We start from the raw sequence: 18,246 nt of genomic DNA, 5'->3' as shown, positions 1-18,246 counted from the left end.
GGGAAGGCGCCCTGGACGTCGGCCCGTGGGGGGACCGGCGCCAGGGCGCCTTCCGCTTTTGTCAGCTCTTGAGATGGGTTCAGGGCAACGCCCTCAAGGGGCGCGGGGAACTGCGCGACCGGCCACAGCCGGCCCGCAGCCGCCCACGCTCCTTCAGCACCGACCTCTCAGGCGATCGGCACCCCCGCCGGAGGCGTCAGCGCTGCTCTACAGGGACGAAGTCCCGCTCCACCACGCCCGTGTAGATCTGGCGCGGGCGGCCGATGCGCGAACCCGGCTCCTTGATCATCTCGTGCCACTGGGCGATCCAGCCCGGCAGGCGGCCGAGGGCGAACAGGACCGTGAACATCTCGGTCGGGAAGCCCATGGCCCGGTAGATCAGACCGGTGTAGAAGTCGACGTTCGGGTAGAGGCTGCGCGAGACGAAGTAGTCGTCGGAGAGCGCGTGCTCCTCCAGCTTCAGCGCGATGTCCAGCAGCTCGTCGGACTTGCCGAGGGCCGAGAGGACGTCGTGCGCGGCGGCCTTGATGATCTTGGCGCGCGGGTCGAAGTTCTTGTAGACCCGGTGGCCGAAGCCCATCAGACGGACGCCGTCCTCCTTGTTCTTCACCTTGCGGATGAAGGAGTCGACGTCGCCGCCGGAGGACTGGATGCCCTCGAGCATCTCCAGGACGGACTGGTTGGCGCCGCCGTGCAGCGGGCCCCACAGCGCGTTGATGCCGGCCGAGATCGACGCGAACATGTTCGCCTGGGACGAGCCCACCAGGCGGACCGTGGACGTCGAACAGTTCTGCTCGTGGTCCGCGTGCAGGATCAGCAGCTTGTCGAGGGCCGCGACGACGACGGGGTCGAGGTCGTACTCCTGCGCCGGCACCGAGAAGGTCATCCGCAGGAAGTTCTCGACGTAGCCGAGGTCGTTGCGCGGGTAGACGAACGGGTGACCGATCGACTTCTTGTACGCGTACGCGGCGATCGTCGGAAGCTTGGCGAGCAGGCGGATCGTCGAGAGGTTGCGCTGCTTCTCGTCGAAGGGGTTGTGGCTGTCCTGGTAGAAGGTGGACAGCGCGGAGACGACCGAGGACAGCATGGCCATCGGGTGGGCGTCGCGCGGGAAGCCCTTGTAGAAGTTCTTGACGTCCTCATGCAGCAGGGTGTGCTGCGTGATGTCGTTCTTGAACACCGAGAGCTCGTCGACGGTCGGCAGCTCGCCGTTGATCAGCAGGTAGGCGACCTCCAGGAACGTGGAGCGCTCGGCCAGCTGCTCGATCGGGTAGCCGCGGTACCGGAGGATGCCCGCCTCGCCGTCGAGGTAGGTGATGGCGGATTTGTATGCGGCCGTGTTGCCGTAGCCGCTGTCCAGGGTGACCAGCCCGGTCTGGGCGCGGAGCTTCCCGATGTCGAAGCCCTTGTCGCCGACGGTGCTGTCGATCACCGGGTAGGTGTACTCGCCGTCGCCGTACCGCAGTACTACAGAGTTGTCGCTCACGTCTTCCCTCACCGACGTAGTGCCTCATCTTCGAGGTTGCCCTGACTGTCTCTACCATCCCCCAATTGGCTCAGGAGAGTGCACTCGGGGTCGACCATCGGGCCTACTGGCGGCACTGAGTGCCGCCAACTTGCACATCCTGCCCCCTTGATTCCCCATCCGGAAGTGCTCTGTGACCTTCGCGACTCATTTGATCGATCATTTTTTGTGATGCCTGCCTCAGCGCCCGGTCTCACGGCTCCAGGGGGCGGGGTGAGAGCCGGAAGTCGAGCGCGGTGCAGCGCCGTCCCGCCGAGACCGTCCGCACCGCCTGGCCGATGGCCTTGCGCGAGCCGACGAGCACGACCAGCCGCTTGGCCCGGGTCACGGCGGTGTAGAGCAGGTTCCGCTGCAGCATCATCCAGGCACCGGTGGTGACCGGGATCACCACGGCGGGATATTCACTGCCCTGCGAGCGGTGAATGGTCACCGCGTACGCGTGGGCCAGCTCGTCCAGTTCGTCGAACTCGTACGGCACCTCCTCGTCCTCGTCCGTCAGCACCGTCAGGCGCTGGTCGACCGGGTCGAGCGCGGTGACCACGCCCACGGTGCCGTTGAACACACCGTTCTTTCCCTTCTCGTAATTGTTGCGAATCTGGGTGACCTTGTCGCCGACGCGGAAGACCCTGCCGCCGAATCTCTTCTCCGGCAGGTCGGGGCGGGCCGGGGTGATGGCCTGCTGGAGCAGGCCGTTGAGGTTGCCGGCGCCCGCGGGGCCCCGGTGCATGGGGGCGAGCACCTGGACGTCCCGGCGCGGGTCGAGCCCGAAGCGCGCCGGGATCCGCCGGGCAGCCACGTCCACGGTCAGCCGCCCCGCCTCCTCGGTGTCGTCCTCGACGAACAGGAAGAAGTCCTTCATGCCGTCGGTGACGGGGTGCTGCCCGGCGTTGATCCGGTGCGCGTTGGTGACGACCCCCGACTGCTGGGCCTGCCGGAACACCCGGGTGAGGCGGACGGCCGGGACGGGGCCGCCGTCGGCGAGGAGGTCGCGCAACACCTCGCCCGCGCCCACGGAAGGGAGCTGGTCCACGTCACCGACGAAGAGGAGATGGGCACCGGGCGGTACGGCCTTCACCAGTTTGTTGGCGAGCAGCAGGTCCAGCATCGACGCCTCGTCGACGACCACCAGGTCGGCCTCCAGCGGGCGGTCCTTGTCGTACGCCGCGTCGCCGCCGGGCTTGAGCTCCAGCAGGCGGTGGACGGTGGAGGCCTCGGCGCCGGTCAGCTCGGCGAGGCGCTTGGCGGCCCGGCCGGTGGGCGCGGCGAGGACGACCCTGGCCCGCTTGGCGCGGGCCAGCTCGACGATCGACCGGACCGTGAAGGACTTGCCGCATCCCGGACCGCCCGTCAGCACGGCGACCTTCTTCGTCAGCGCCAGCCTGACGGCGGCCTCCTGCTCGGGGGCGAGGTCGGCGCCGGTCCGGGCCCTGAGCCAGCCGAGGGCCTTGCCCCAGTCCACGTCCCCGAACCCCGGCATCCGGTCCTCCTCGGTGCGCAGCAGCCGCAACAGCTGTCCGGCGAGGGAGAGTTCGGCCCGGTGGAAGGGAACCAGGTAGACGGCGGTGACGGGTTCCCCGTGCTCGCCGGGGACCTTCTCCCGTACGACACCGGGGTCCTCGCCGTCCTCGGGCGGCTCGGCCAGCTCGGCCAGGCACTCGATCACGAGCCCGGTGTCGACCTGGAGGAGCTTCACGGCGTCGGCGATCAGCCGCTCCTCCGGGAGGTAGCAGTTGCCCTGGTCCGTGGCCTGCGACAGCGCGTACTGCAGGCCCGCCTTCACCCGCTCCGGGCTGTCGTGCGGGATGCCGACGGACTGGGCGATCTTGTCCGCGGTCAGGAAGCCGATGCCCCAGACGTCGGCGGCGAGGCGGTACGGCTGGTTCTTCACGACGGAGATGGAGGCGTCCCCGTACTTCTTGTAGATCCGCACGGCGATGGACGTGGACACCTCGACCGTCTGCAGGAACAGCATCACCTCCTTGATCGCCTTCTGCTCCTCCCAGGCGTCGGCGATCTTCTTCGTCCGCTTCGGACCGAGGCCGGGCACCTCGATCAGCCGCTTCGGCTCCTCCTCGATGATCCGCAGGGTCTCCAGGCCGAAGTGCTGCGTGATGCGGTCGGCGAAGACGGGACCGATGCCCTTGACGAGCCCCGAGCCCAGATAACGCCGGATGCCCTGGACGGTGGCCGGCAGCACGGTCGTGTAGTTCTCCACGGTGAACTGCTTGCCGTACTGGGGGTGCGACCCCCAGCGCCCCTCCATCCGCAGGGACTCCCCCACCTGCGCGCCGAGCAGCGCACCGACGACCGTGAGGAGGTCGCCGGCGCCCCTGCCGGTGTCGACACGGGCGACGGTGTAGCCGTTCTCCTCGTTGGCGTAGGTGATGCGCTCCAGGACGCCCTCGAGCACCGCCTGATTGGACATGATCCGACGGTACTGGTGCGCACTGACAGTCAGCGAAGGGATGTGGATTTCAGAGCTTCGAGGAAGGTGGAGAAGGCGGGGGCGGGGAAGGTGAGGGTGGCCCGGGCGGGGGCTTTGCTGTCGCGGACGGCGGTGTGGGTGGGGGTGGGGGCTATCTCCACGCACTCGTTGCCGTCGCCGGGACCCGAGTAGGAGGACTTGCGCCAGCTGTACATGGAGGCCCTCACAGTTCCTTCATCAGCCTGTGGATGAACTCACGCGACTGTCCGGGGTCGAGTGACGCGCCCTCCACTTTACGAAAGCCCGTTCGGTAGGTGTTGAGCTGGGCCTCCGAATCGAAGAACGCCGAGCCATGGAGCGCGTCGCGCACCACCGTGTCCAGCTTGGGCACCGGGCCACCCACGTACGTCATCGTGCTCGCGGCACTGGCGAAGCCGTCCTGGTCGAAGGGGATGACGCGCACGGTGATGTGGTGCGCTTCGGAGAGCTCGACGAGCCGGGCCAGCTGAGCCCTTGAAGTGGCACGGTCGCTCACTCTGATCCGAAGTGCCGCCTCGTGGATCACCGCGTCGTACGGAATCGTGAACTGCTGGCGGGCCTTGCGATGCTGGATGCGCAACTCCACCTCTTCTTGAGTGAGTTCGGGGAGCCTGGACGAGAAGACGGCTCGCGCGTAGTCCTCGGTCTGCAGCAGACCCGGTACGTACAGGATCGCCACGTGGCGCTGGAAGCGGGCGTGGTGTTCCAACTCGGAAAGGTCCAGGAACGGCGTGGGCAGCAGGCCCCGGTACTCCTCCCACCAACCGCGAGTCCGATCAGTGGCCATGGCGACCAGGGCGTCGATGAACTCCTCGTCCGTACAGGCGTAGTGGGACGTGAGACGGCGGAGTCGCTGCTCACTGACTCCGGCGAGTGCGGACTCGATGTGAGTGATCTGAGCCGGACTCACCCCAAGGAGTGACGCCGCCTCACGGGAGTTGAGCCCCGCGGCCTCGCGGAGCCTGCGCAACTCCGTGGCCAGACGCATCTGACGTGCCGTCGGTTCACGCCGCTTCACCATCGAACGGTCCTCCCTTTCGGCGTCAGATTACGCGATCGGCTTGCCGCGTCCCTATATTTAGATCTACTTTCAGTGACGCAACGCACACTCTGCGGAAGTGCACCGCTCCGTCCTGCCTGTCCTGACGGCCGCGGCGATGCCACCGCCAACCCCCCACCACCTCAACGGAGTTGCCGCATGCCCGAAAACACCCCCGAACCCTGGGAGTACTGCCTCTCCATCCCCAACGACCCGCGCGCGGTCACGGTGAGCCGCCGCACCCTCCGTCTGATCCTCACCGCGCACGGTCTGATCGGCCTCGTCGACGTCGCCGAACTGCTCGCGACCGAGCTGATCACCAACGCCGTACGGCACACCAAGGGCCCCGCCGCCCTACGGGTCCGCTGGGCGCCGCCCGGCACGCTGCGGATCGGCGCGTGGGACGCCGACCCCGAACCCCCCGAGCCTCCGGTGCCGTTGGCGCGGCTCGGTGAGGCGGAGCAGGGCCGGGGGCTGCTGCTGGTGCGCGCCTGCTCCCAGGTCTGGGGTTGGCACCCCCTGTCCCGGCACGGCAACCGCGGCAAGTACGTGTGGTGCGAACTCCCGGCGGCGTAGCTCGTTGATCAGCGCGATGGAAAGGAGAGCAGATGGTCGGCTCGTCGCATGAGGCGCTGCACCGGATCTTCCAGAAGGACCGGACAGCGCCGCTGTCTTCGTGCAGTTCGTCGACTCCTGCCTGGCCGACCCCCAGGCGAAGCAGATGTGGAGGGATCTGATGACGGCGATCCAGTACTTCTGGCGACACCCGCTGGCGGAACAGGTGCGCGAGGAGGGGCGGGAGCAGGGCCGTATCGAGGAGCGGCGAGAGGCGATCCTGCGCACCCTGGAATGGCGAGGCATCCCTGTGCCCGACTCCGTCCGTGAGCGCGTGGAAGAGTGCACGAACCTCGCCCGACTGGAGACCTGGGCCCAACGCGCCCTGCACGTCACGGAGCCGACGGAGCTGTTCACCGACGAGTAGGCATCGCCGGGCCGCTGCCGGTGGCCATCTTCCCGCCGGCAGCGGCCTCGGCGCGCAAGCGGTTCGGACAGTTCCAGGCACCGGAGGAACACCTTGACGGGCATCCAGTACTTCTGGCGGCACCCCCTCGCGGAACAGGTGCGTACGGAGGGCCGGGAACAGGGCCGACTCCAGAGCCGTCAAGAGATCATCCTGCTCACGCTGGAATGGCGAGGCATCCCCGTACCCGACTCCGTCCGTGACCGCGTCACGGCCTGCGCCGACCTTGATCAGCTCGCCACCTGGGCCCGGCGCGCCCTGGGCGCCACGGACGCCGGCGAACTGTTCGCCGACGAGTAAGAGGCCGGCCTCCTCCTCGCCCACCTTCATCACGATCCGGTCTCAGGGGCTTGCCAAGCGCTCGTGTAATCGATTCCAATCCCTTCTGCACGAAGTCGTGTAATCGATTCCACGAGTTCCACGAGGAGGTGGAGCGGCGATCGCGAGCATCAAGGACGTGGCCGCCGAGGCGGGGGTCTCCGTCGCCACGGTGTCGCGTGTCCTGAACGACCATCCGTCGGTCAGCGACGACGCACGCACGCGCGTGCTGGCCGCCGTCGAGACGCTGGGCTACCGCCCGAACGCCGTCGCCCGTTCGCTGCGCACCGACCAGACCCACACCCTCGGCCTGGTCATCAGCGACGTGATGAACCCCTACTTCACCGAGCTGGCCCGTTCCGTCGAGGAGGAGGCCCGCGCGCTCGGCTACAGCGTCATCATCGGCAACGCCGACGAGCGGCCCGATCTGCAGGACCATCACGTGCGGACGCTGCTCGACCGGCGGATCGACGGGTTGCTGGTCTCCCCCACCGACGGCGGGTCCCCGCTCATGCTGGACGCCGCCCGCAGGGGCACGCCCATGGTGTTCGTCGACCGGTGGATCCCGGGCGTCGACGTGCCGGTGGTGCGGGCCGACGGCCGGGCGGCGGTACGGGACCTCGTCGCGCATCTGCACCGGCTCGGTCACCGGCGGCTCGCGATCATCGCGGGGCCTGCGGCCACCACGACCGGACGGGAGCGCGTCGAGGTCTTCCGGGAGGCGCTCGCCGAATACGGGCTGGAGCTTCCCGACGCCTACATCGGACAGGGCGACTTCCAGGCCGAGAGCGGGCGGCGGGTCACCGAGGGGTTCCTCGACCTGCCCGAGCCGCCCGAGGTCGTCTTCGCCGCCGACAACCTGATGGCGCTGGGCGCCCTGGACGCCGTACGCGCGCGAGGGCTGCGGGTCCCGCAGGACGTCGCGCTCGCCGCGTTCGACGACATCCCGTGGTTCGTGCACACCGATCCGCCGATCACCGCGATCGCCCAGCCCACGGGCGAGCTGGGCCGGGCCGCCGTACGGGCCCTGGTCGACCGCATCGAGGGGCGGCCTCCCCAGTCCGTCACCCTCGCCGCCCGCCTCGTCGTACGCCGCTCGTGCGGCGAGAACCCCACCGAAGTGCAAAGGAGCACGTCGTGAGCAACCGGGACGAGTTGCTGCGCATCGAGGGCATACGGAAAACCTTCCCCGGCGTGGTCGCGCTCGACGGCGTCGACTTCGACCTGCGCCGGGGCGAGGTGCACGTGCTCCTCGGCGAGAACGGCGCAGGCAAGAGCACGCTGATCAAGATGCTGTCCGGCGCCTACCACCCCGACGAGGGCCGTGTCCTGGTGGACGGCGAGGAGGTACGCATCCGCGGGGCGCAGGACGCCGAGCGGCTGGGCATCGCCACCATCTACCAGGAGTTCAACCTCGTACCGGACCTGACCGTCGCCGAGAACATCTTCCTGGGGCGGCAGCCGCGCCGGCTCGGGATGATCGACCGGAAGCGGATGGAGGCCGACGCCGAGGTGCTGCTCAAGCGCGTCGGCGTGAGCGTCTCGCCCCGCGCGCGGGTGCGTGAACTGGGCATCGCGCGGCTGCAGATGGTCGAGATCGCCAAGGCGCTCAGCCTGAACGCGCGCGTGCTCGTCATGGACGAGCCGACCGCCGTGCTGACCTCGGAGGAGGTCGACAAGCTCTTCGCGATCGTGCGGCAGCTGCGCGAGGACGGCGTCGGGATCGTCTTCATCACGCACCACCTGGAGGAGATCGCCGCCCTGGGCGACCGCGTGACCGTCATCCGCGACGGGAAGTCCGTCGGGCAGGTGCCCGCCACCACGGCCGAGGACGAGCTCGTACGGCTGATGGTGGGGCGGTCGATCGAGCAGCAGTACCCGCGTCAACAGCCCGAGAAGGGCGCCGCGTTGCTCACCGTCGAGGGCCTCACCCGGGACGGCGTCTTCCACGACGTCGGCTTCGAGGTGCACGCCGGTGAGGTCGTCGGCATCGCGGGGCTCGTCGGCGCCGGGCGCACCGAGGTGGTGCGAGCCGTGTTCGGCGCCGACCCGTACGACAAGGGCGCCGTGAAGGTCGCCGGGGCCGCGGTGCGGCGCGGTGACGTCAACGCCGCCATGGCCGCCGGGATCGGGCTGGTGCCCGAGGACCGCAAGGGCCAGGGGCTGGTGCTGGACGCGTCCGTGGAGGAGAACCTCGGGCTCGTCACCCTGCGCACCGCCACCCGCGCGGGGCTCGTCGACCTCAAGGGGCAGCACGCGGCCGCCGAGCGGATCGCCGGGCAGCTCGGCGTGCGGATGGCCGGGCTCGGGCAGCACGTGCGCACCCTGTCCGGCGGCAACCAGCAGAAGGTCGTCATCGGCAAGTGGCTGCTCGCCGACACCAAGGTGCTGATCCTCGACGAGCCCACGCGCGGCATCGACGTCGGCGCCAAGGTCGAGATCTACCAGCTGATCAACGAACTGACCGCGGCCGGCGCCGCCGTACTGATGATCTCCAGTGATCTGCCCGAGGTGCTCGGCATGAGCGACCGGGTGCTGGTGATGGCCCAGGGCCGGATCGCGGGCGAGCTCGCGGCCGGCGAGGCCACCCAGGACGCCGTGATGGCCCTCGCGGTCAGCAACCCCACGAACGAGAAGACCGGAACGGAGGCCAGCCGTGGCCACTGACACGCTCAAGAGCACCACGGGCGCCGGTGGCGCCACCGGCGGCCTGCGCCGCCTGCTCCTCGACAACGGCGCGCTCACCGCGCTGATCGTCCTCGTCATCGCCCTGTCGGCGCTGTCGGGGGACTTCCTGACCACCGACAACCTGCTCAACGTCGGCGTCCAGGCGGCCGTGACCGCCGTCCTCGCCTTCGGCGTCACCTTCGTGATCGTCTCGGCGGGCATCGACCTGTCGGTGGGCTCGGTGGCCGCGCTGTCCGCCACCGTCCTCGCCTGGAGCGCCACCTCGCACGGCGTGCCGGTCGTCCTCGCGGTCGTGCTGTCCGTGGCGACCGGTCTCGTGGCCGGGCTGGTCAACGGCTTCCTGATCGCGTACGGGAAGCTGCCGCCGTTCATCGCGACGCTCGCCATGCTCTCGGTGGCCCGCGGTCTGTCGCTGGTGATCTCCGAGGGCTCCCCGATCCCCTTCCCGGACTCCGTCTCCCACCTCGGCGACACGCTCGGCGGCTGGCTGCCGGTGCCCGTGCTGGTCATGGTGGTCATGGGGCTGCTCGCGGCGTTCGTGCTGGGGCGGACGTACATCGGCCGTTCCATGTACGCGATCGGCGGCAACGAGGAGGCCGCCCGGCTGTCCGGGCTGCGGGTGAAGAAGCAGAAGCTCGCGATCTACGCCTTCTCCGGGCTGTTCGCGGCGGTAGCGGGCATCGTGCTCGCCGCCCGGCTGTCCTCCGCGCAGCCGCAGGCCGCCGACGGCTACGAGCTGGACGCGATCGCCGCGGTCGTCATCGGCGGGGCCTCCCTCGCGGGCGGCACCGGCAAGGCGTCCGGCACGCTGATCGGCGCGCTGATCCTGGCGGTGCTCAGGAACGGCCTGAACCTGCTGAACGTCTCCGCGTTCTGGCAGCAGGTCGTCATCGGTGTCGTCATCGCGCTGGCGGTGCTCCTCGACACGCTGCGGCGCAAGGCCGGCGCGACGCCGGTGGCCGCGGGTACCGGGGGCAACAGGTCCAAGCAGGCGGGAACCTACGCGCTCGCGGCGGTCGTCACCGTCGCGCTGGTCGGCGCGACCTCCTTCCTGCACAACGGCAGCTCGTCCTCCACCACCCCGAAGATGGGCCTGTCGCTGTCCACCCTCAACAACCCCTTCTTCGTGCAGATCCGCTCCGGCGCGCAGGCCGAGGCGAAGAAGCTGGGCGTGGACCTGACCGTCACCGACGCGCAGAACGACGCCTCGCAGCAGGCCAACCAGCTGCAGAACTTCACCAGTTCGAGCCTCGGCGCGATCATCGTCAACCCGGTGGACTCGGACGCGGCGAGCAACTCCGTGAAGGCCGCCGACAAGGCGGACATCCCGGTGATCGCCGTCGACCGCGGCGTCAACAAGGCGGCCGTGGACGCCCTGGTGGCCTCCGACAACGTCAAGGGCGGTGAGCTGGCGGCGAAGACGATCGGCGAGAAGCTGGGCGGCAAGGGCAAGATCGTGATCCTGCAGGGCCAGGCGGGCACGTCGGCGGCGCGCGAGCGGGCGGCGGGCTTCGCGGCCGGCCTCAAGGCCTACCCCGGCATCCAGGTGGTCGCCCAGCAGCCGGCCGACTTCGACCGCACCAAGGGCCTCGACGTGATGTCGAACCTGCTCCAGGCGCACCCGGACGTCCAGGGCGTCATCGCCGCCAACGACGAGATGGCCCTCGGCGCGATCAAGGCGCTGGGCTCCAAGGCCGGCAAGTCGGTCCAGGTCGTCGGATTCGACGGCACCCCCGACGGTCTGAAGGCCGTCGAAGGGGGGACGCTGTACGCGTCCGTGGCGCAGCAGCCCTCGCAGCTGGGCAGAATCGCCGTGGACAACGCCCTCAAGGCCCTTGAGGGCAAGAAGGTCGAGGAGACGGTGAAGGTGCCGGTGAAGGTCGTCACGAAGCAGAACGTGGCCGGCTTCACCGGCTGACGACGGGGAACGGGCGGGCGGCCAGGGGGACCGCCCGCTCCAGCACACTCATCTGGGGAGTCTTTCTGATGTACGACTACGACCTGCTGGTCGTGGGTTCGGCCAACGCCGACCTGGTCATCGGTGTCGAGCGCAGGCCGGCGGCGGGCGAGACCGTGCTCGGCTCCGACCTGGCCGTCCACCCGGGCGGCAAGGGCGCCAACCAGGCGGTGGCCGCCGCCCGCCTCGGGGCCCGTACGGCCCTGCTGGCGCGGGTCGGCGACGACGCGTACGGCCGGCTGCTGCTCGACTCGCAGCGGGCGGCCGGCGTCGACACGGTGGGCGTGCTGGCGGGCGGGGCGCCCACGGGGGTCGCGCTCATCACCGTCGACCCTTCGGGGGACAACAGCATCGTGGTGTCGCCGGGCGCGAACGGCCGGCTGACGCCGGCCGACGTCCGGGCGGCGGCCGGCCTCCTCCAGCGCTCGCGGGTGGTGTCGGCGCAGCTGGAGATCCCGCTGGAGACGGTGGTGGAGGCGGTGCGGAGTCTGGCGGAGGGCAGCCGCTTCGTGCTCAACCCGTCGCCGCCCCGGCCGCTGCCGGCCGAGGTGCTGGCGGCCTGCGACCCGCTGATCGTCAACGAGCACGAGGCGAAGGTCGTCCTGGGCGAGGCGTGCGCGTCGGAGCGTCCGGAGGACTGGGCGCGGCTGCTGCTCGCGAAGGGTCCGCGGTCGGTGGTGATCACCCTCGGCGCGCAGGGTGCCCTGGTGGCCTCGGCGGAGGGGGTGGAGCGGGTGCCGTCGACGAAGGTGGACGCGGTCGACACGACGGGCGCGGGCGACGCGTTCACGGCGGCGCTGGCGTGGCGGCTGGGCACGGGCACGGGCCTGGCCGAGGCCGCCGCCTACGCTGCCCGGGTCGGCGCGGCCGCCGTCACCAGGGAGGGCGCGCAGGAGTCCTTCCCCACCGCCGAGGAAGTCGAGGCGCTGTGCTGTGCCGACCCGGGGGACGGCACCCGGACCCCCGGCACTGGGTCGGACGACGCATCCGGCACCGGCTCGGCAGGTGAGTCCCTGTGAAGAAGGCGGGAATCCTCAATCGGCACCTCTCCGGCGCGCTGGCCGAGCTGGGGCACGGGGACGGGGTGCTGGTGTGCGACGCGGGCATGCCGATCCCGGACGGCCCCCGCGTGGTCGATCTCGCCTTCCGCGCCGGGGTGCCGTCCTTCGCGACGGTCCTCGACGGGCTGCTGGCCGAGCTGGTGGTGGAGGGGGCGACCGCTGCCGCGGAGGTCCAGGACGCCAATCCCGGGGCCGCCGCCCTGCTGAAGGGCGAGTTCCCGCAGCTGGAGCTGGTGTCGCACGAGCGGCTGAAGGAGCTGTCGGCCGGGGCCCGGCTGGTGGTCCGCACCGGGGAGGCACGGCCGTACGCGAACGTGCTGCTGAGGTGCGGGGTGTTCTTCTAGCGGCGGCACCGGCACGCCGGACGAAATTCGAGGGGGCCCGATCCGTCGACCGGGCCCCCTCGGCTTTTCCCCTCCTGCATCAGAACCCCCGCGATCCCCCCAGATCCCCCTCCAAGAGTCCTGACACCAAGTACGACCCGCCAGGTGGGGGAAGGGTTGTACGGCATTTCCAAGATTTTTTCGCGGGGGTCGTTCCCGGTGTCCTGCGAGCCCGGGGTCAGGCGGTGTGCTCCACGAAGCGGCGTGCGGTCTCGGCGAGGACCTCGCGGCCGTCCCTCGCCCAGAGGGCGTCGTTGAAGAGCTCGACCTCGATGGGGCCGGTGTAGCCCGCGGCCTCGACGTATCCCTGCCACTCCCGCATGTCGATCGCGCCGTCGCCGATCTGGCCGCGGCCGTTGAGGACGCCCTCCGGCAGCGGGGTGGTCCAGTCGGCGAGCTGGAAGGTGTGGATACGGCCGTCCGCCCCGGCGCGGGCGATCTGCGCGGGCGCGGTGTCGTCCCACCAGATGTGGTACGTGTCGACGGTGACGCCGACCTGGTGGGCCGGGAAGCGTTCCGCGAGGTCGAGGGCCTGGGCGAGGGTCGAGACCACGCAGCGGTCGGAGGCGAACATCGGGTGCAGCGGCTCGACGGCCAGCCGGACCCCGTGCCGCTCGGCGTACGGGCCCAGTTCCGCGAGCGCGTCGGCGATCCGCTCCCGGGCGCCGCGCAGGTCCTTCGAGCCGGCCGGGAGGCCGCCCGAGACCAGCACCAGGGTGTCGGTGCCGAGGGTCGCCGCCTCGTCGACGGCGCGGCGGTTGTCGGCCAGGGCGGCGGCGCGCTCGGCCGGGTCGATCGCCGTGAGGAAGCCGCCCCGGCACAGGGTGGTGACCGTCAGGCCCGCGTCGCGCACCAGCTTGGCGGTCGCGTCGAGGCCGTACGACCGCACGGGCTCGCGCCACAGGCCGACGTTGCCGATGCCCAGGTCCCGGCAGGCGTCGACCAGTTCGGGCAGCGACAGCTGCTTGACCGTCATCTGGTTGATGGAGAAACGCGTCAGGTCGAGGTCGGTCACTGGGTCACTCCGTACAGGGCGAGCAGGTTCCTCATCCGCTCCTCCGCGAGCTTCGGGTCCGGGAACAGGCCCAGGCCGTCGGCGAGTTCGTAGGCGCGGGCGAGGTGCGGCAGGGAGCGGGCCGACTGCAGGCCGCCGACCATGGTGAAGTGCGCCTGGTGACCGGCCAGCCAGGCCAGGAAGACCACGCCGGTCTTGTAGAACCGGGTGGGCGCCTGGAAGAGGTGGCGGGACAACTCGACCGTGGGGTCGAGGAGTTCGCGGAACCCCTGGACGTCCCCGGTGTCCAGGACGCGTACCGCCTGCGCGGCCAGCGGGCCGAGCGGGTCGAAGATGCCGAGCAGGGCGTGGCTGAAGCCCTTGTCGTCACCGGCGATCAGCTCGGGGTAGTTGAAGTCGTCGCCCGTGTAGCAGCGCACGCCCTGCGGGAGGCGGCGCCGGATGTCGATCTCCCGCCGGGCGTCCAGCAGCGAGACCTTGATGCCCTCCACCTTGTCGGGGTGGGCGGCGATGACCTCCAGGAAGGTGTCGGTGGCCGCGTCGAGGTCGGCGGAGCCCCAGTAGCCCTCCAGCGCCGGGTCGAACATCGGGCCCAGCCAGTGCAGGACCACCGGCTCGGCGGCCTGGCGCAGCAGGTGGCCGTAGACCTCCAGGTAGTCCTCGGGGCCGGACGCGGCCGCGGCGAGCGCGCGGGAGGCCATCAGGATCGCCTGGGCGCCGGAGGACTCCACGAGGGCGAGCTGCTCCTCGTAGGCCGCGCGGACCTCCGCGAGGGTCCCGGCGGTGATCTGGTCGGTGCCGACGCCGCAGGCGATCCGGCCGCCGACCGCCCTGGCCTCGGCGGCGCTGCGGCGGATCAGCTCGGCCGCGCCCGCCCAGTCCAGGCCCATGCCGCGCTGGGCGGTGTCCATGGCCTCGGCGACGCGGAGCCCGTGGGACCACAGGTGACGGCGGAAGGCGAGGGTGGCGTCCCAGTCGACGGCCGCCGGCGAGTCGGGGGTGGTGTCGGCGAACGGGTCGGCGACGACGTGCGCCGCCGAGAAGACCGTACGGGAGGTGAAGGGGGCGCCGGGGGTGACGGCGAACGGCTCGGGGCGGGGTTCGTACGTCCGCAGCCCGCCGGTGGAGTCCGGGAGTCGGATGGTCACAGCTGGATCTCCGGTACGTCGATGCGGACGCCCTCGGCCGAGGACTTCAGGCCCAGCTCGGCGAGCTGGACGCCGCGGGCGCCGGCGAGCAGGTCCCAGTGGTAGGGGGCGTCGGCGTAGACGTGCCGCAGGAACAGCTCCCACTGGGCCTTGAAGCCGTTGTCGAAGTCGTCGTTGTCGGGGATCTCCTGCCACTGGTCGCGGAAGGAGTAGGTGGCCGGGAGGTCGGGGTTCCAGACCGGCATGGGGGTCATGGAGCGGTGCTGGACACGGCAGTTGCGCAGGCCCGCGACCGCCGAGCCCTCGGTGCCGTCGACCTGGAACTCGACGAGTTCGTCGCGGTGGACGCGGACGGCCCAGGAGGAGTTGATCTGGGCGATCGCGCCGCCGTCGAGTTCGAAGACGCCGTAGGCGGCGTCGTCGGCGGTGGCGTCGTAGGGCTTGCCGTTCTCGTCCCAGCGCTGCGGGATGTGGGTGGTGGCGATGGCCTGCACGGACTTCACGCGGCCGAACAGCTCGTGCAGCACGTACTCCCAGTGCGGGAACATGTCGACGACGATGCCGCCGCCGTCCTCGGCGCGGTAGTTCCAGGAGGGGCGCTGGGCGGTCTGCCAGTCGCCCTCGAAGACCCAGTAGCCGAACTCGCCGCGCACGGAGAGGATGCGGCCGAAGAAGCCGCCGTCGATGAGGCGCTTGAGCTTGAGCAGGCCGGGCAGGAACAGCTTGTCCTGGACGACGCCGTGCTTGATGCCGGCCGCGTTCGCGAGGCGGGCGAGCTCCAGGGCGCCGTCCAGGCCGGTGGCCGTCGGCTTCTCGGTGTAGACGTGCTTGCCCGCCGCGATCGCCTTCTTGATCGCCTCCTCGCGGGCCGAGGTCACCTGGGCGTCGAAGTAGATGTCGACGCTCGGGTCGGCGAGCACCGCGTCGACGTCGGTCGAGATGTTCTCCTCGGCCAGGCCGTGCTGCTCGGCGAGCGCCCTGAGGGCGTGCTCGCGGCGGCCGACCAGGATCGGTTCCGGCCACAGCACGGTGCCGTCGCCGAGGTCGAGGCCGCCCTGCTCACGGAGGGCCAGGATCGAGCGGACCAGGTGCTGGCGGTAGCCCATGCGTCCGGTCACGCCGTTCATGGCGATCCGCACCGTCTTGCGTGTCACGTCATTCCCTTCGTACGCGGGGTCCGCGCCGCGTACGCCCCCGTCTTTCACTGACGAGCGCCACAGCAAGCGCTTTCTATGACATAAGAAGCTAGCCTCTGACAAGCGGTCTGGACAAGACCGTGACGGGGTCGAGTTGTTCGAGGGGGCGAACAACCAGGGGGTGTGGCCGTAAGGTCTGGTCGAAAACCATGGCCGGGGTCCCCGCGAAACCGCGGCCGTGGCCTGTGCGTGTACAACGAGGTACGACGATGATGCGCGACCGGAGGACGACGAGATGACGGTGACCCTGGCGGACGTGGCGGCCCGCGCGCAGGTCTCGCCCGCGACGGTGTCGCGCGTGCTGAACGGGAACTATCCCGTGGCCGCCTCCACCCGTGAGCGGGTGCTGAAGGCCGTGGACGAGCTGGACTACGTACTGAACGGGCCGGCGAGTTCGCTGGCCGCCGCCACGTCGGACCTGGTGGGAATCCTCGTCAACGACATCGCGGACCCCTTCTTCGGGATCATGGCGAGCGCGATCCAGTCGGAGATCGGCGGACCGGGCGGCCGCGCCGGCGGTGAGCGGCTCGCGGTGGTGTGCAACACCGGCGGTACGCCGGAGCGCGAGCTGACCTATCTGACCCTGCTGCAGCGGCAGCGGGCGGCGGCCGTGGTGCTGACCGGCGGGGCGGTGGAGGACGAGCCGCACGCGACGGCCGTGGCGGCGAAGCTGCGCAAGCTGGCGGAGGCCGGGACGCGCGTGGTGCTCTGCGGGCGGCCGCCGGCGCCGGAGACCGGGGCGATCGCGCTGACCTTCGACAACCGCGGGGGCGGGCAGCGGCTGACCGAGCACCTCATCGGGCTCGGGCACCGCAGGATGGGCTACATCGCCGGCCCCGAGGAGCGGACCACGACCCGGCACCGGCTGGAGGGCCACCGGGCGGCGCTGGCCGCGGCGGGCATCGAGGAGGACCCGCGCTGGACGGTGTGGGGGCGCTACGACCGGCAGGCGGGGTACGAGGCCACGCTGGAGCTGCTGCGCCGGGACCCGTCGCTGACGGCCGTGGTCGCCGCGAACGACTCCGTCGCGCTGGGGGCGTGCGCCGCGCTGCGGGAGTCGGGGCTGCGGATTCCCGAGGACGTGTCGGTCGCCGGGTTCGACGATCTGCCGTTCAGCGTGGACGCGGTGCCGGCGCTGACGACCGTGCGGTTGCCGCTGGCGGAGGCGGGGGCTCGGGCGGGGCGGATCGCCATGGGGCGGGAGGAGCCGCCGCCCGGGGGGATCGCGACGGTTCGGGGGGAGTTGATGGTGCGGGGGTCCACCGGGGGGCCGCGGGTGTCTTGAGGCGCCGGCCGTTGTGAGGGGCCGCCTGTTCTTGCCGACGTCGACTGGGGGCTTGCAGCCCCCAGACCCCCGCTTCGGCCCTGAACGGGCCTCGCCCTCAAACGCCGGACGGGCTGAAAAAACGGCTGGTCGCCTCCGTTTTCGTGGCTTACGCTCGGTATCTCTGACTCAGTCAAGTATCCGGGGGTCGACGATCATGACCGTCCAGGACATCCGGGCCTTCAACCGGTTCTACACGAACGTGATCGGCGCGCTCGACTACAGCCGGCAGCTGTATGCGCCGTACACCCTGACCGAGTCCCGTGTGCTGTACGAGCTCGCGCACTCGGCGCGGACCGACGCGGCCGATCTGCGGGCCGAGCTCTCGTTGGACGCGGGCTATCTGAGCCGGATCCTGAACAAGTTCGAGGAGGCCGGGCTGATCGAGCGCACCGCCTCCCCGTCCGACCCCCGGCGGCGGCGCGTCACCCTCACCGCGAAGGGGCGGGAGACCGCCGCGCTGCTCGCCGAGCGGGCCGACGAGTCGGTCGGCGCGCTGCTGGCCACCGTTCCGCCCGACGACCGGCCCCGTCTGGGTGAGGCGATGCGGACCGTGCGGACGCTGCTGTCGGACGCGCGGCCGCCCACGCGGGAGGACGTGCTGCTGCGCGATCCCGGCCCCGGCGACCTGGGCTGGATCGTGCAGCGCAACGCCGCGCTGTACGCCGCCGAGTACGGGTGGAACACCGACTACGAGGGCCTGGTCGCCCGGATCGTGGCCGACTTCGCCGAGGACCACGACCCGCATCTGGAGCGGGTGTGGATCGCCGAGCTGGACGGGCGGCCGGTGGGGTGCGTGATGTGCGTGCGCGACGAGGCCCCGGGCACCGCGCGGCTCAGGCTGCTGCTGGTCGAGCCGGAGGCCCGCGGGCTCGGCATCGGCGACCGGCTGGTGCGGGCCGTGATCGACTTCGCGCGCGGGGTCGGCTACCACGAGCTGGTGCTGTGGACCAACGACGTCCTCGCCGCCGCCCGCCGCATCTACCAGCGCCACGGCTTCGTCCTCGCCGCCGAGAAACCGCACCGCTCCTTCGGGAAGGATCTCAACGGCCAGGACTGGCGGCTGGACCTGAACGGCACGCGAGAGTGACTCGGCAGGGTTGGTTC

The 18,246-nt window shown here is 70.7% G+C and carries 17 protein-coding genes; 10 read left to right on the top strand and 7 right to left on the bottom strand.

The genetic code is table 11. The features are described 5' to 3' along the window. Nucleotides 1-196 precede the first annotated feature (196 nt). The 4 genes from M8J74_RS23640 to M8J74_RS23625 all read right to left on the bottom strand — a co-directional run bounded on the left by M8J74_RS23640 (nucleotide 197) and on the right by M8J74_RS23625 (nucleotide 5,010). On the bottom strand, nucleotides 197-1,486 hold the full coding sequence (locus M8J74_RS23640; RefSeq protein ID WP_058925186.1) for a citrate synthase: 1,290 nt from the start codon (nucleotides 1,484-1,486) through the stop codon (nucleotides 197-199). 232 nt (nucleotides 1,487-1,718) lie between these two features. Next, the gene (gene recD2, locus M8J74_RS23635) at nucleotides 1,719-3,950 is read right to left on the bottom strand and encodes an SF1B family DNA helicase RecD2 (protein WP_249838366.1); all 2,232 of its coding nucleotides are present in this window, start codon (nucleotides 3,948-3,950) and stop codon (nucleotides 1,719-1,721) included. Between the two features lie 29 nt (nucleotides 3,951-3,979). Next, on the bottom strand, nucleotides 3,980-4,165 hold the full coding sequence (locus M8J74_RS23630; RefSeq protein ID WP_249838365.1) for a DUF397 domain-containing protein: 186 nt from the start codon (nucleotides 4,163-4,165) through the stop codon (nucleotides 3,980-3,982). Nucleotides 4,166-4,173: 8 nt separating this feature from the next. Continuing rightward, the gene (locus tag M8J74_RS23625; RefSeq protein WP_249838364.1) at nucleotides 4,174-5,010 is read right to left on the bottom strand and encodes a helix-turn-helix domain-containing protein; all 837 of its coding nucleotides are present in this window, start codon (nucleotides 5,008-5,010) and stop codon (nucleotides 4,174-4,176) included. A 177-nt stretch (nucleotides 5,011-5,187) separates the two neighbouring features. On the opposite strand from M8J74_RS23625, the gene M8J74_RS23620 reads away from it, so the two are divergent. The 8 genes from M8J74_RS23620 (at nucleotide 5,188) to rbsD (ending at nucleotide 12,417) form a co-directional block, all read left to right on the top strand. Next, nucleotides 5,188-5,604, top strand: a complete 417-nt coding sequence (locus tag M8J74_RS23620; RefSeq protein WP_249838363.1) for an ATP-binding protein — start codon at nucleotides 5,188-5,190, stop codon at nucleotides 5,602-5,604. Between the two features lie 100 nt (nucleotides 5,605-5,704). Next, nucleotides 5,705-6,010: a hypothetical protein gene (locus M8J74_RS23615; RefSeq protein WP_372500249.1), complete on the top strand. Its 306-nt coding sequence runs from the start codon at nucleotides 5,705-5,707 to the stop codon at nucleotides 6,008-6,010. 93 nt (nucleotides 6,011-6,103) lie between these two features. Then, complete coding sequence (locus M8J74_RS23610) at nucleotides 6,104-6,349, top strand: hypothetical protein (protein WP_249838362.1); 246 nt, start codon at nucleotides 6,104-6,106, stop codon at nucleotides 6,347-6,349. Between the two features lie 139 nt (nucleotides 6,350-6,488). Continuing rightward, the gene (locus M8J74_RS23605; protein WP_249838375.1) at nucleotides 6,489-7,508 is read left to right on the top strand and encodes a LacI family DNA-binding transcriptional regulator; all 1,020 of its coding nucleotides are present in this window, start codon (nucleotides 6,489-6,491) and stop codon (nucleotides 7,506-7,508) included. Further along, entirely contained in the window at nucleotides 7,505-9,034 is a 1,530-nt protein-coding gene (locus M8J74_RS23600; protein ID WP_249838361.1) for a sugar ABC transporter ATP-binding protein, read from the top strand. Before M8J74_RS23605 ends, M8J74_RS23600 begins: the two co-directional genes overlap by 4 nt. After that, the gene (locus M8J74_RS23595) at nucleotides 9,024-10,973 is read left to right on the top strand and encodes an ABC transporter permease/substrate-binding protein (protein WP_249838360.1); all 1,950 of its coding nucleotides are present in this window, start codon (nucleotides 9,024-9,026) and stop codon (nucleotides 10,971-10,973) included. Before M8J74_RS23600 ends, M8J74_RS23595 begins: the two co-directional genes overlap by 11 nt. A gap of 68 nt (nucleotides 10,974-11,041) precedes the next feature. Further along, nucleotides 11,042-12,031: a ribokinase gene (locus M8J74_RS23590; protein WP_249838359.1), complete on the top strand. Its 990-nt coding sequence runs from the start codon at nucleotides 11,042-11,044 to the stop codon at nucleotides 12,029-12,031. Beyond that, a complete protein-coding gene (gene rbsD, locus M8J74_RS23585; RefSeq protein WP_058925175.1) occupies nucleotides 12,028-12,417 on the top strand; it encodes a D-ribose pyranase in 390 nt (129 codons plus the stop codon). The genes M8J74_RS23590 and rbsD overlap by 4 nt, the downstream gene beginning before the upstream one ends. A 217-nt stretch (nucleotides 12,418-12,634) precedes the next feature. On the opposite strand, the gene M8J74_RS23580 is transcribed toward rbsD, so the two are convergent. The 3 genes from M8J74_RS23580 to M8J74_RS23570 are packed head-to-tail and all read right to left on the bottom strand — an operon-like array spanning nucleotide 12,635 to nucleotide 15,773. Beyond that, nucleotides 12,635-13,432 carry a sugar phosphate isomerase/epimerase family protein gene (locus M8J74_RS23580; RefSeq protein ID WP_249838374.1) on the bottom strand — a complete coding sequence of 266 codons (798 nt, stop codon included), beginning with the start codon at nucleotides 13,430-13,432 and terminating at the stop codon, nucleotides 12,635-12,637. 35 nt (nucleotides 13,433-13,467) lie between these two features. Continuing rightward, nucleotides 13,468-14,619 carry a dihydrodipicolinate synthase family protein gene (locus tag M8J74_RS23575; protein WP_249838358.1) on the bottom strand — a complete coding sequence of 384 codons (1,152 nt, stop codon included), beginning with the start codon at nucleotides 14,617-14,619 and terminating at the stop codon, nucleotides 13,468-13,470. Beyond that, nucleotides 14,616-15,773 (bottom strand): Gfo/Idh/MocA family protein, encoded by a 1,158-nt coding sequence (locus M8J74_RS23570; protein ID WP_249838357.1) that lies wholly within the window; start codon nucleotides 15,771-15,773, stop codon nucleotides 14,616-14,618. Before M8J74_RS23570 ends, M8J74_RS23575 begins: the two co-directional genes overlap by 4 nt. A gap of 277 nt (nucleotides 15,774-16,050) precedes the next feature. Here M8J74_RS23570 and M8J74_RS23565 point away from each other — a divergent pair, with 277 nt between their 5' ends. Continuing rightward, nucleotides 16,051-17,100, top strand: coding sequence for a LacI family DNA-binding transcriptional regulator (locus M8J74_RS23565; protein WP_058925172.1), 1,050 nt, complete (start codon nucleotides 16,051-16,053; stop codon nucleotides 17,098-17,100). A gap of 196 nt (nucleotides 17,101-17,296) precedes the next feature. Further along, nucleotides 17,297-18,229, top strand: a complete 933-nt coding sequence (locus M8J74_RS23560) for a bifunctional helix-turn-helix transcriptional regulator/GNAT family N-acetyltransferase (protein WP_249838356.1) — start codon at nucleotides 17,297-17,299, stop codon at nucleotides 18,227-18,229. Nucleotides 18,230-18,246 lie beyond the last annotated feature (17 nt).

Origin of the sequence: Streptomyces panaciradicis (assembly GCF_023516615.1) — a bacterium.
Taxonomy (GTDB): domain Bacteria; phylum Actinomycetota; class Actinomycetes; order Streptomycetales; family Streptomycetaceae; genus Streptomyces; species Streptomyces panaciradicis.
The sequence above is the reverse complement of the archived record's forward strand: the minus strand, read 5'-3'. Positions and strand labels throughout refer to the sequence as shown.